General features: G+C 30.1%; 13 protein-coding genes. 8 read left to right on the forward strand and 5 right to left on the reverse strand.

From position 1 onward, the window contains the following. The first annotated feature begins 350 nt into the window (after positions 1 to 350). The gene (locus N456_RS17020) at positions 351 to 3,410 is read left to right on the forward strand and encodes a basic secretory protein-like protein (protein ID WP_082422570.1); all 3,060 of its coding nucleotides are present in this window, start codon (positions 351 to 353) and stop codon (positions 3,408 to 3,410) included. A 283-nt stretch (positions 3,411 to 3,693) separates the two neighbouring features. On the opposite strand, the gene N456_RS17025 is transcribed toward N456_RS17020, so the two are convergent. Then, positions 3,694 to 4,155 (reverse strand): Lrp/AsnC family transcriptional regulator, encoded by a 462-nt coding sequence (locus N456_RS17025; protein WP_062059835.1) that lies wholly within the window; start codon positions 4,153 to 4,155, stop codon positions 3,694 to 3,696. Between the two features lie 618 nt (positions 4,156 to 4,773). Between N456_RS17025 and N456_RS17030 the strand changes: the two genes are divergently transcribed. Continuing rightward, positions 4,774 to 5,691, forward strand: a complete 918-nt coding sequence (locus N456_RS17030; protein ID WP_062059837.1) for an ROK family protein — start codon at positions 4,774 to 4,776, stop codon at positions 5,689 to 5,691. A gap of 94 nt (positions 5,692 to 5,785) precedes the next feature. Here the strand turns inward: N456_RS17030 and N456_RS17035 are convergent, their stop codons facing one another. From N456_RS17035 to N456_RS17050, 4 genes are all read right to left on the reverse strand, one after another. Then, the gene (locus N456_RS17035) at positions 5,786 to 6,181 is read right to left on the reverse strand and encodes a rhodanese-like domain-containing protein (protein ID WP_062059839.1); all 396 of its coding nucleotides are present in this window, start codon (positions 6,179 to 6,181) and stop codon (positions 5,786 to 5,788) included. Positions 6,182 to 6,194: 13 nt separating this feature from the next. Continuing rightward, the gene (locus N456_RS17040; protein WP_062059841.1) at positions 6,195 to 6,512 is read right to left on the reverse strand and encodes a rhodanese-like domain-containing protein; all 318 of its coding nucleotides are present in this window, start codon (positions 6,510 to 6,512) and stop codon (positions 6,195 to 6,197) included. A gap of 107 nt (positions 6,513 to 6,619) precedes the next feature. Further along, entirely contained in the window at positions 6,620 to 7,246 is a 627-nt protein-coding gene (locus tag N456_RS17045) for a thioredoxin family protein (protein ID WP_062059843.1), read from the reverse strand. Between the two features lie 47 nt (positions 7,247 to 7,293). Next, positions 7,294 to 7,818 (reverse strand): redoxin domain-containing protein, encoded by a 525-nt coding sequence (locus N456_RS17050; RefSeq protein WP_082422571.1) that lies wholly within the window; start codon positions 7,816 to 7,818, stop codon positions 7,294 to 7,296. 226 nt (positions 7,819 to 8,044) lie between these two features. Between N456_RS17050 and N456_RS17055 the strand changes: the two genes are divergently transcribed. The 6 genes from N456_RS17055 to N456_RS17080 all read left to right on the forward strand — a co-directional run bounded on the left by N456_RS17055 (position 8,045) and on the right by N456_RS17080 (position 13,010). After that, complete coding sequence (locus tag N456_RS17055; protein ID WP_062059847.1) at positions 8,045 to 8,497, forward strand: MarR family winged helix-turn-helix transcriptional regulator; 453 nt, start codon at positions 8,045 to 8,047, stop codon at positions 8,495 to 8,497. A 28-nt stretch (positions 8,498 to 8,525) separates the two neighbouring features. Next, positions 8,526 to 9,092 carry a YceI family protein gene (locus N456_RS17060; protein ID WP_062059849.1) on the forward strand — a complete coding sequence of 189 codons (567 nt, stop codon included), beginning with the start codon at positions 8,526 to 8,528 and terminating at the stop codon, positions 9,090 to 9,092. A gap of 232 nt (positions 9,093 to 9,324) precedes the next feature. Continuing rightward, positions 9,325 to 10,722, forward strand: coding sequence for an anthranilate synthase component I family protein (locus N456_RS17065; RefSeq protein ID WP_062059851.1), 1,398 nt, complete (start codon positions 9,325 to 9,327; stop codon positions 10,720 to 10,722). 52 nt (positions 10,723 to 10,774) lie between these two features. After that, a complete protein-coding gene (locus N456_RS17070; protein ID WP_062059853.1) occupies positions 10,775 to 11,347 on the forward strand; it encodes an anthranilate synthase component II in 573 nt (190 codons plus the stop codon). Positions 11,348 to 11,428: 81 nt separating this feature from the next. Beyond that, on the forward strand, positions 11,429 to 12,424 hold the full coding sequence (trpD, locus tag N456_RS17075) for an anthranilate phosphoribosyltransferase (RefSeq protein ID WP_062059854.1): 996 nt from the start codon (positions 11,429 to 11,431) through the stop codon (positions 12,422 to 12,424). Positions 12,425 to 12,488: 64 nt separating this feature from the next. Next, positions 12,489 to 13,010 carry a hypothetical protein gene (locus N456_RS17080; RefSeq protein ID WP_062059856.1) on the forward strand — a complete coding sequence of 174 codons (522 nt, stop codon included), beginning with the start codon at positions 12,489 to 12,491 and terminating at the stop codon, positions 13,008 to 13,010. The last annotated feature ends 20 nt before the right edge of the window (positions 13,011 to 13,030 follow it).

The following is a 13,030-nucleotide window of genomic DNA, read 5'->3' on the forward strand; positions in this document are numbered from 1 at the left end:
AACAATTATATTTATTCCATTTAGAGGTAAGTATATAGAGGTTATCATATATCTTTTCTTTAAAAAAGTAAGCAAAACCTAAAAGCTTCTTTTTTAGAATACAGTTAAAATTATCTATTTTATTTACACAAACTCCATTAATTCATCCTTTTTTTAACATAAAAAACACTTATCCTGATAAACCTAACTATCTATATCAAGTAAAAAAAACTTAAAAAACAAAAAATAACATAAAATTCACTTAAATCAAGCCCAGAAAAGAATAATAAATCTTCATAGCGTAACTTTGAATACTTAACATTAACATGAGTATAACCTCATGAAATTTATTAACAAAAACAAACTCAACTATGAAAACACAAAACAAAGTCTTGCTTTATATAAGCATGATGATTTCAATTGTATTAGCATTTAATGTAAATGCACAGTCTCCTCCTCAAAACTCAAATAACTTAGCATGTGAATGGGGGAATAGCTTCCTTACTCCTACGGTAAAATTTACTGATTTTGATGGTTCTACTATAGGATCCAGAATATTTAATCAGGTAATTCCTAATGCAGAAAGTTATATGAAACAACGTTGTCTGGATGTAGCTAAAATATTGTATAGAAATTCTGCAAATTCTCCTAAATTTAGACTGTTAAATTTTAATCTAAAAAATGAAAATTTTGTAGCCCATAAATTTGGAGAGGGTGATCAAATGACTATAGAAGTTAGCACACAACATCTTGCTAAAATCTACAGAGATTCTGGAAACAACTCTCAGGTTATAAAAGACGAAATCGATGGTATATTGTTTCATGAAGTAACACATGGATATAACTACTCTCCAACTACAGGCGGTACTTATGACGGATCTTCTCCGTTTTGGGCATATACAGAAGGTATTGCAGATGGTGTAAGAATATATTCAGGATTTCACCAAACAAAAACACCAGATGTTAACAGTTCTAGCAAATGGCTAGGAGGCTATACTACAACAGGGTTCTTTTTACAGTATGTTACCCAAAAATATGATAAAAACTTTATATACAAGTTTAATAAAGCGGCAAAAGATTTAGGAAAATCTTGGTCATTTGATAACGCTTTTAAAAACATTTTAGGAAAAGGCGTAGCAACGGTATGGAATGAATATAAAAACTATATCAATAATGGAAACAAGTTAGATTATGATGGTAATTATCCTTGGACATTAGATTGTGGAGGAGGTACTACTCCCCCTGCAGGAGACACTATTGATATAACTAATGATGGAGGAACTATATCTAGTCAATATAATGATTCTCCCTCTAATGAAGGAATATCTAATATAGTTGACAATAATCTAAACTCAAAGTATCTAACTTTTAATGCATCTGCATGGGTACAATATAAAGCTACTAAATCTTATGTTCTATCATCTTATACGATAACTTCCGGAAATGATGCCCCAGAAAGAGATCCTAAAAGCTGGACATTACAAGGATCTACAAATGGAAACTCTTGGCAAAATATTAATCAAAGATCTAATCAAGATTTTTCTGGTAGAAATCAAAAAAGAACCTTTACTGTAACTACTACTTCTTCTTATCAATATTATCGATTATCGATGAAAAACAATAGCGGAAACATCTTACAGGTATCTGAAATTGAGTTATTTGGAAAAGAAAAAAACGCTAAGCAACTTCCGGTAGCTAATTTTAGAGTAACTAAAACTAGTATTAAAGAGGGAGAGAGTGTTTCTTTTATTAATTCTTCAACTGATGCCACTTCATATAGTTGGACATTTAGTGGAGGTACTCCATTTAATAGCACACAAAAAAATCCTACAGTACGATATAATAGAGCAGGAACATATTCTGTTACTCTAAAAGCAACTAATAGAGATGGATCTGATACACAAACTAAATCATCATATATTACTGTTACTCGAGATAGTGGTGGTGGATCAGGAGATATCAAAGATATAACAGATCTTGGTGGAGAAGCTTCTAGTCAATATAATGACTCTCCAGCTAATGAAGGTATCTTAAAATTGTTTGATAACAATGCTAATTCTAAATTCTTAACTTTTAATGCATCTTCATGGGTACAATTTAAAGCTGATAAATCTTATATACTATCTTCTTATACTTTAACTTCTGGGAATGACGCTCCAGAAAGAGATCCAAAAAGTTGGACACTACAAGGCTCTACTAACGGTACCTCATGGACAAATATTGATCAAAGATCTAATCAAGATTTCTCTAGTAGAAATCAAAAAAGAGCTTTTCAGACAAATACTAGATCTGCGTATGCCTATTATAGGTTATCTATGAGAAATAATAGCGGAAATATTCTGCAAATATCTGAATTAGAATTATTTGGAAAAGAAGGTTCTACAGGAGGTGGTTCTTGCCAATGGGGTAATAATTTCCTTACTCCAACTGTACAATTTACTGATTTTGATGGTTCTACTATAGGGTCTAGAATATTTAATCAGGTAATTCCTAATGTAAGAAGTTATATGCAACAACGCTGTTTAGATGTAGCTAAAATATTATATAGAAATTCAGCAGATGCTCCAAAATTTAGGCTATTAAAATTTGAACTAAAAAACGAAGATTTTGTAGCATATAAATCTGGAGAAGGAGATCAAATGACTATCGCAGTAAGTACACAGCATCTTGCTAAAATTTATAGAGATTCTGGTAACAATTCTCAGGTTATAAAAGATGAAATCGATGGTATTCTATTTCACGAAGTAACACATGGATATAACTATTCTCCAACTACAGGAGGTACTTATGATGGATCTTCTCCATTTTGGGCATATACAGAAGGTATTGCTGATGGAGTAAGAATATATTCAGGATTTCATCAAACAAAAACACCAGATGTTAACAGTTCTAGTAAATGGCTAGGAGGTTATACTACAACAGGATTCTTCTTACAATATGTTACTGAAAAATACGATAAGAACTTTATCTATAAGTTTAATAAGGCGGCAAAAGATTTAGGAAACTCTTGGTCATTTGATAACGCTTTTAGAAATATTCTTGGTAAAGGTGTAGCAACAGTATGGAATGAATATAAGAACTACATCAACGGTGGTAATAAAATTGACTATGACGGTAATTATCCTTGGACTCTAGATTGTAGTAATAAGCAAAATCGTGCGATTGCATCAGAGGACAAAGAACCTGTTAAATCACTAAGTTTAACATCATATCCAAACCCTGCAAAAAACACTCTCTTCTTTGCTAAATCAGACGATTTAAAAAACAAGATATTAGTCTATGAGATTTATGACACACATGGAAGAATAGTTATAAAAAAACAAACTACTAAAGATGAAATACAGATTAATCATCTTACCAATAAAATGTATTTCCTTATCGTTAGACAAAATGGTAAAATTATTTATAAAAATAGATTTATTAAAAAATAAAATCAATTTCAATTCATAATAGATCTGATTTTATATCATCATATAAACACCTGTTACTTTTTATAGTGCAGGTGTTTTTTTTATTTTTCAAATGATTATAAAAACTAAATAGTATAAAATGAGGGTAGAAAATATAGTTACACATAACAAAGGTAGCGCATATGGTATTTAAACTTCTAGAGTTATTATACTAGTTCATAAAAACAATATAATTTATATTATGAATATACTGTAATACTAGTTATTTAGTCTTAGTACCAAGTTAGGAGATAGATACAACGTACTATAAATATAGCTCAGAAGTATGTTTAATCACTTTTAAAGAAAAGGTAGAATTTAATATTCCTATATTATCTATTTTAGAAAGTTTATATCGAATAAAATCATGGTATTCCTCTAGACTTCTCATATTTATTTTTAACAAAAAATCTATCTGCCCAGCCATGTGATAACACTCCTGAACTTCTTTTAGATTTATAATCTGATTTTCAAATTTATCAATAAAAGACTCGTCATGAGATTTAAGAGATACTTGGCAATATGCAGTTATTGGTAGATCTATTAGTTTATTATTTACTATTGCCACATATTTTTTTATATATCCCTTACTTTCTAATCGTTTTATACGCTCATATATGGGAGACACTGTTAGGTTTAAAAGATTAGCTATTTCTTTTGCTGTTTTTTTAGAATCCCTTTGAAGAATTCTTAAAATAGTCTTATCTGTATTGTCTAGCCCTTCCATAAATTAATCATCAAGTTTATATTCTCTAAATAAAATCATTGAATTATATAACTACGTTGTGCCTGAATAATTCTATTATTAAGATTGATCTAAATTTAACATAAGCTATAAATTTAACAGATTTAATCAATTAAAGCATGTTTTTTAAGTATTTAACAATCAATTTCATGAAATTTAGCCTTTTTAGAAATCAAAATACCATATACGACACAACCATATACATCAATGAAAATTTATGATAAACGAAAATAGTATACATATCATATAAATAATGTGTGGAAATTTATAACTTAAAAAATAGGAAACTAGAATTATATAATATAACCTTATCATAAAGCTTGAAAAAGTAATATACACTAGTGCTTTCTTTGTTTTAGCATAACATCACTATAGTGAAGCTTTAAAAATCAGCAAACCGGCTAGGTGCTTGCAATAATTTTAAGATGGAATAAGTTTTCTATTGCAGAATGCGCGAGTTAAATAAGGATCTATATAGATATGACCATTCTATAATTAAGAATAATAAATATTACCGAACTCAAAATTATTATAAATTGTATTTTTGATAATTTACAAGGCATTTTAGTAGGAATTATTAAATACAGAGTAAGTTTAAAAATGATAATAGGAGTAACTATAGGAGGTAATAGTATTACCACAACTAAAATAGAAACCAAAACAAATAGCATATTAGAAAACACTTTAGTTACTATCCCTATAGATAATAAAGCAGATGCTAATACAATAATAGAACAATGGATCTGTAGTTTACAAAAAGTAATTAGCACCTTTACTGAAGAAGAATTTCTAGAAGGTATAGGAATAGCAATACCTGGCCCTTTCGATTATCATAATGGTATATTTGCCTTTAAAATGAATCAAAAATACACTTCTCTTTTTTGTATAAATATTAAAGAAATAATAGTCAAAAAGTTACAACTTACTGATCATATTCCTGTACGATTTTATAATGATGCTGCTTGTTTTGGCATTGGCGAAGTATGGAAAGGAAAGCTTAAAACTATACAAAGAGGGCTAGGAATAATACTTGATACAGGATTTGGCGCTACATTCTTATATCATGGTCTTCCTGTACTTTCTGGAGAAGAAATCCCAAAAGATGGTGAACTATACCATATCCCATATAAAGATGGAATAGCAGATGATTACTTTTCTACTCGTTGGCTTATCAATAGATATAATAGATGTTCTACTACAACTACAATCACTACTATTAAAGAATTAATCAAAGTATCATTAAATAATGATCTTGTAGCACTACAAACATTTAATAAATTTTCAGAAAATCTAGCTGATTTTTTAGCTCCATGGTTAAAGTCTTATAATGCCGAGGCAATTAGTATAGGTGGCAGTATTAGTAATGCATGGCCATTTTTTGGCAAAAGCTTAGAAAAAAGATTACGTACTCAGGGTTCTACCGTCAAAATATACAAAAGTGATTTACAAGAAAAAGCAATTCTCTTGGGTAGTGCCAGATTGATCAATGATATTTTTTACAAGGGACTTCCTTTTTGACAATATATTGAATTTTTTAAAGATCCATTTTTAGCAAAAAAAAACACGTTCTAAAACTAGAAGTGTTTTCTTTAACTAAGTATTTAAAATAAAATTATTTTTTCACCTCTTTACCTTTATATTTCCATTCTGTAATTCCACCATTCAAATCATAAATTTTAGTAAATCCTGCTTTTTTCATATATGCAGAGCATTTACCACTTCTTCTTCCTGTACCACAATATACAGCGACAGGTTTAGTTTTATCTACTTTAATAATAAGTTCTTCAAAATTCTTATTCCGAAAATCAATATTTATAGCTCCTTCTATATGACCTTCAGCAAATTCATCAGGAGTCCTTACATCAATAAGCTGTACTTTTTCCATTTGCAAAAGAGAATCCATCTCTTCTACTGTTATCAATTCTACTGTAGAAGGATTATCTACCTGCTTACAACTAAACACTATAATAGTAGTAAAAATAACTAATAAGAAAGGTATTATTTTCATAAGACATGATTATCTAATCTTCTTCTATTTCACCAGTCCAGTTCATAAAACCTCCTATCAAATTATAAGTAGTCTCAAAACCCATTTGACTCATCAATGTGCATGCCTGAGCACTACGCGCTCCTGAACGACAATACACATAATAATTCTTATCCTTATCCAGTTTTTCTATTTCATCCAAAAAACCCTGCCCTTGGCGGATATCAATGTTTAGCATATTAGGTATGAAACCATCTTCTACTTCTTCTTCTGTTCTTACATCCAAAATTATTGCATTAGGATCATTAGTGACAAGGTCCTGCCACTCTTCTTGTGTAATATCTTCTCCCATTATAACACTATTCTATTAAAAATTAAGACTATTTTGTCTATACATTCTTTACAAAGATAAAGAGTACTTTGTAAAGTATATGTACATTTAAAAAAAACTATAGAAAATTATACTTTAATACTACAACCAATGGCTTTTGTAGTTTCAATAAGAATTTTTTCTCCGTTCAACAATGCATTAACCGCATCCTCCACATATTTTTTTGTAACGGCTGATACATTCTTATAATTGTTATCAATCGCACCAATATACCTAACAATATTTCCTTTTTCTGTTTTCTGTAATACATAAACATGAGGCGTTTTTGTAGCTCCATACTGAGGATATATATGTTGTCCGTCATCAAATAAATATGGGAACGTAAACCCCTTATTCTTTGCACGTATCTTCATATTTTCAAAACTATCTTCTGGATAATCTTTTGAGTTATTAGGATTAATCGCGACTACAGGGTACCCTTTTTCTTTATATAATGTATTCAATGCTATAATTCTATCTTCATATGCCACAGAATACGGGCAGTGATTACATGTAAAAATTATAATAAATCCTTTAGCATCACTATAATCAGCCAAAGAAACAACAGAATCATCTATATTTTTTAACTTAAAATCTACTGCAACATCCCCTATTAAATACCCTTTAGTCGTCTTATTACTAGATACCTTGTCTATCGCAAAAGCACTTATTGCTATTACAAACGCTACTGCAACCAGAATTTTTAAAGTTTTCATCTGTTTAATTTTTTATATTGAATCAAATTATCGTAGTTATCATCCATTTACAACATTTTCTTTAACTCTTTTTCCAATTCATTATATGTAAAAGATCTTTCATAAAAATTACTATTCCCTCCCTTATATATTATCGTTGCAGGTATAGAACCTGACCAATTACTACTAACTTTTGGAATCCAACTATTCGCATCCGGATCATCTAATAAAACTATTTTACTAGCTATTTTTTGTTTTTTAATAAAAGGAATTAATTTTGATTCAACTTGGCTAGGTAAATCCAAACTTACCAAGATAACTTCTACTTTGTCCCTAGAATATCTACTATTAATTAACTCAAAATATGGTAACTCAGCAACACAAGGCCTACACCAAGTAGCCCAAAAGTTAATGATCCTTATTTTACCATCATTGATTCTTAATAATGGTTTAAAACTCTCAAAATCATATACAGGAATCTCTACACCTCTACCCTCAAAAACATTAGTCGCATCAAGTGCTACTGTTTGTTCTCCTTTACAATTTATAAAAAGAAAAATAAACCCTATGTACAAAATAAATCTTAACATCATACTAATGTATCAAAACAATTAATTAGCCAAAAGAAAATTAACAAGGTTTGTATTCTTTATCAAAAAATTTTGAAAATTTCTAATCTAATAGCATTACTCTTATAAATCACAATAATACTATTTAACATAGTGTTACAGTAAAACTTTAACAAAGAATTAATATCCATTTCTAATTTATAATCAGTCTCTATAATTACATTTGTATATACAAATATTGTAAGCACAAGTGAAAATAGAAGATATCATAAAAACAGAAGTCGAACTCCCTATTGCTAAAAAAGCAATAATCAATTTGTTCTATACCGAAAATTGGATAATGGAGAAAATCAACATTGAACTAAAAGCATATGATATTTCTATCCAACAATTTAATGTGTTACGAATCCTAAAAGGGCAAAAAGAAAAACCTGCTAACCTCTCTACTATACAAGAAAGAATGGTAACCAAGATGAGTAACACTACCAGATTAGTAGATAAACTTATCACTAAAGGATATGTAAAACGAGTTATATGTAAGTCTAACCGTAGAAAAGTAGAAATTACAATCACTCAACAAGGAAAAATCTTTTTAGATGAAGTAAGTCCAATAATGACCAATTTTGAAAATAGAGTTACCTCAAATCTTTCAAAAGAAGATTTGACACATTTAAACGAATTATTAAACAAATTAAGAAGTTAAAATTAATCATTAATATATAATAAAAATCATGAAAACTAAACTTAGATCATTAACCATAGCTGTATTAGTTCTTGCTACAACTACCACTTTTGCTCAAAAAAAAGAAATCAAAACCTCAGAAAGTACTATTAATTGGACTGGTAAAAAAGTAACAGGATCCCATACAGGAACGCTAGACATATCAAAAGGTTTCTTAATTTTTGATGGAGAAAATATTACAGGAGGAGAATTTATTGTAGATATGACTACGCTTACTGTTACTGATCTTGAAACTGGAAAAGGAAAAGAAAAACTCGAAGGACACCTAAACTCTGATGACTTTTTTGGTACTACAAATCATAAAAATGCAAAGCTAACGATACTAAGGTCCTCAAAGGTAAATGGTAAACATAAAATTGCTGGAGATCTTACAATTAAAGGAAAAACAAACCTTATCTATTTTGATCTTGTAGTCACTAAAAATATTGCTTCCACTACGCTTAATGTTGATCGAACTAAATATGATATTAAATACGGATCAGGTAGCTTCTTTGATAATTTAGGAGATAAAGCAATCAATGATGAGTTCGAATTAACAGTAAATTTAAAAATGTAATTTTTTATTATTTAAAATTATAATTAATTTATATATTTGGATCAGCAAATAAAAAAATGAAAACAATCTTAACTAATAATTGGTGGTGGTATTCTCAAAGCGAAAACGTCGTGAGATAGCTCCTATTATTATGTTACGTAAACAACATATCAAAGGCTTGTCAAATCACGACAAGCCTTTTTTTATTGCCAAAAACTAAAAGAAATAGTAATCAAAATTATTAAATCGTAAAATGAGTTATCATCTAACCACACATTTCAAACAAATTCTGGCAGATACATTTACTCCTGTGAGTGTATATTTAAAAATTAGAGATCGGTTTCCTAATAGTCTATTACTAGAAAACAATGATTACAGAGGTAGTGAGAATAGTTTTTCCTATATCTGCTGTAATCCTATTGCTACTATCAAAATAGAAAATGAAACTATTCATCAATCATTCCCTGATAAGAGTAGCATAGAAACTCCTATTACAAGTAATACTAATATCCCTGAGATTGTAGAGCAATTTGGTAAACAATTCCAAACCTCAAAAAGTGATTTTAAGTTCATTAACAATGGCCTTTTTGGGTATATCTCTTATGATGCAGTACGCTATTTTGAAAATATATCTATTTCTAAAAAAGAAAAAGGGTTACATATTCCTGATATGCAATATACTGTATATCAAAACATAATAGCCATAAGCAATTTTACTAATGAAGCTTATATTTTTGCACACTGCTATGAATCAGAAAGCAATATTGCAGCCATAGAATCCTTATTAAAAGTCAAAAATTTTGCTTCCTATAATTTTACTACAGTTGGTGATACTACATCTAATCTGGATGACCAACAATATAAAGAACATGTTTCTCTAGCAAAAAAACACTGTCAGCGTGGAGACGTATTTCAATTAGTCCTATCTAAGCGTTTTTCACAGAAATTTAAAGGAGATGAATTTAATGTATATCGCGCATTACGTAGTGTCAATCCATCACCATACCTTTTCTATTTTGATTATGGTGATTTTAAAATATTCGGTAGCTCTCCAGAGGCTCAATTAATCGTTAAAGATGATATGGCAGAGATTCATCCTATTGCAGGAACCTTTAAACGTACTGGTAATGATGAACAAGATGCAGAACTCGCTAAAAAACTATCAGTCGATGAAAAAGAAAATGCCGAACACGTAATGCTTGTTGATCTAGCAAGAAATGATCTCAGTAGAAACGGTAATAATGTTACCGTAGAAACCTACAGAGAAGTTCAATTTTACTCTCATGTAATTCATTTAGTTAGTAAAGTAACAGGAAAGAAACACAAAGACACGACCACCATGCAAGTAGTTGCAGATACTTTTCCTGCAGGAACATTAAGTGGTGCCCCTAAACATATGGCAATGCAACTTATCGAAAAATATGAAACTGTAAATCGTGATTTTTATGGTGGTGCTATCGGATTTATGGATTTTTCAGGCAACTTTAATCATGCTATTATGATTCGAACCTTTTTAAGCAAAAACCACCAATTACACTGGCAAGCAGGAGCAGGATTAGTCAATGAATCTAATGAAGAAAGTGAATTGCAAGAAGTATATAATAAACTAGGCGCATTAACAAAAGCTTTAAAGCTCGCAGAAGAAATATAAAAAAGTTTAAATCTAAAAAATTCAAAACTGAAAGGCTAAAAAACTAAAAAAAATGAACACAAAAATATTAGTAATAGATAATTATGATTCATTCGTATATAATCTAGTCCATTATCTCGAAGACTTAGATTGTGAGGTTATCGTAAAGCGTAATGATCAATTACGATTAGAAGACATTGAACCATTCCAAAAAATACTACTATCTCCAGGCCCAGGAATTCCAGAAGAAGCAGGGTTACTAAAAGAAATCATCAACACATATGCATCTACCAAAAGTATATTTGGCGTCTGCTTAGGACAACAAGCCATAGGAGAAGTTTTTGGAAGTAACCTAATAAATCTCGATAATGTATACCATGGAGTTGCAACCAATGTAACGCTATCTGTAACAGATGAACCACTTTTTGAAGGGCTTAACACTAATTTTAATGTAGGGAGGTATCATTCTTGGGTCGTAGCAGATCAAGGCTTACCAGAATGCTTAGAAGTAACATCATATGATGAAAATGGACAAATCATGTCACTACGACATAAAGAATTAGATGTACGTGGCGTACAGTTTCATCCAGAATCAGTATTAACTCCAGATGGAAAAAAAATATTAAAAAACTGGATTAATAATTAAAAACAATATAACTCACAAAAACATATCATTTTAAACACTCTCAGATTATTATAAAAGAAATAAGAGTTACAATCAGGTCATATGAAAAAATTACTAAATCGATTAATTAATCACGAAACCATCTCCAAAGAAGAAGCCAGAAATGTTTTAGTAAACATCTCCAAAGGAGAATATAATCAGAATCAAATCGCATCATTTCTTACCGTATTTATGATGCGAAGTATTACCATAGAAGAACTAGAAGGATTTAGAAACGCATTATTAGAACTTTGCATCCCTATAGACTTAAGTGAATACAACCCTGTCGATCTATGCGGTACAGGAGGTGATGGTAAAGACACCTTTAATATATCTACACTCTCCTCTTTTGTATCAGCAGGAGCAGGCATCAAAGTTACCAAACATGGTAATTATGGAGTTTCTTCAAAATGTGGAAGCTCTAATGTTATGGAACACCTAGGAATCAAATTCAGTAATGATAAAGACTTTCTAAAACGTAGTATTGATGAAGCAGGCATTTGTGTATTACATGCCCCTTTATTTCATCCTGCCATGAAAAATGTTGCACCTATACGCAGAGAACTAGGTGTAAAAACATTTTTTAATATGCTAGGTCCTATGGTAAATCCAGCATTCCCTAAAAACCAAATCGTAGGCGTTTTTAATTTAGAACTAGCAAGAATGTATGGCTATTTATACCAAAATACAGATAAAAATTTTACAATTCTTCATGCACTAGATGGATATGATGAAATTTCCCTAACAGGCAACACCAAAACAATCTCTAATCATACCGAAGGAATGTTATCCCCCCTGGATTTTGGGGTACCAACATTACGCCAAGAAGAAATTTATGGTGGTGATTCTATCGAAGAATCCGCAACTATATTTATGAATATTCTAAACGGAAAAGGAACTGAAGCCCAGAACAATGTAGTCTGTGCTAATGCAGGGATGGCAATTGCTACCGTACAAGGCTTACAGCCAAAACAAGGATTCGAAAAAGCAAAAGAATCTTTACACTCAGGAAAAGGCTTAGTAGCATTAAAAAAAGTACAAGAACTTAGTAAAAACTAATAAGCCTATCATTCTAATATAAAACTAGAAGCTATTATTATATAAAAAAACTAATTCAATACACATGAAAGTCGAAACATATACTATTAAGGGTTGGGAAGAAAAAGAAACCGGACTACTCATTGATGAAAACGAAGACTGGATTTTAGTAAAACATATCCCTGTAGATTATGTTATTGACGGATATCGCTTATATAGAAAAAATACTATACAAAAAAGAAAGTCAAAATCGAAAGAAGAAAAAATAGCTAGAGTATTACGACTTAAAAACATTGAAATAAAAGCACCCAGTACTTTTAAATTTACAAATAGTATTGATATACTTAGATGGTGTGAACAACAATACGGATTATTCGAGTTTCAGGATACCGAAGCTTCTCTTTTTTATGGTAAACTAAGTAGCGCAACAGATCACATCTTTATTATAGACATGATCCAACCCGATGGAAGTATCGAAAAACAGTATAACTATGACTTTTTGCCAAGTGATATCGTAAGTATAACATTCGAAACAGATTATTTTGAATCTATTCGATTATTAATGAACGATGAATTAAGAAAAGGAAGTACACTACTTAAAATATAGACATTAACATTCACTACAAC

This window comes from Aquimarina longa SW024 (assembly GCF_001401755.1).
GTDB lineage: Bacteria > Bacteroidota > Bacteroidia > Flavobacteriales > Flavobacteriaceae > Aquimarina > Aquimarina longa.

Coding starts and splice junctions, on each gene's coding strand:
- N456_RS17020 (WP_082422570.1), top strand. CDS start 351: ATGAAAACACAAAACAAAGTCTTGCTTTATATAAGCATGATGATTTCA.
- N456_RS17025 (WP_062059835.1), bottom strand. CDS start 4,155: ATGGAAGGGCTAGACAATACAGATAAGACTATTTTAAGAATTCTTCAA.
- N456_RS17030 (WP_062059837.1), top strand. CDS start 4,774: ATGATAATAGGAGTAACTATAGGAGGTAATAGTATTACCACAACTAAA.
- N456_RS17035 (WP_062059839.1), bottom strand. CDS start 6,181: ATGAAAATAATACCTTTCTTATTAGTTATTTTTACTACTATTATAGTG.
- N456_RS17040 (WP_062059841.1), bottom strand. CDS start 6,512: ATGGGAGAAGATATTACACAAGAAGAGTGGCAGGACCTTGTCACTAAT.
- N456_RS17045 (WP_062059843.1), bottom strand. CDS start 7,246: ATGAAAACTTTAAAAATTCTGGTTGCAGTAGCGTTTGTAATAGCAATA.
- N456_RS17050 (WP_082422571.1), bottom strand. CDS start 7,818: ATGATGTTAAGATTTATTTTGTACATAGGGTTTATTTTTCTTTTTATA.
- N456_RS17060 (WP_062059849.1), top strand. CDS start 8,526: ATGAAAACTAAACTTAGATCATTAACCATAGCTGTATTAGTTCTTGCT.
- N456_RS17065 (WP_062059851.1), top strand. CDS start 9,325: ATGAGTTATCATCTAACCACACATTTCAAACAAATTCTGGCAGATACA.
- N456_RS17070 (WP_062059853.1), top strand. CDS start 10,775: ATGAACACAAAAATATTAGTAATAGATAATTATGATTCATTCGTATAT.
- trpD (WP_062059854.1), top strand. CDS start 11,429: ATGAAAAAATTACTAAATCGATTAATTAATCACGAAACCATCTCCAAA.
- N456_RS17080 (WP_062059856.1), top strand. CDS start 12,489: ATGAAAGTCGAAACATATACTATTAAGGGTTGGGAAGAAAAAGAAACC.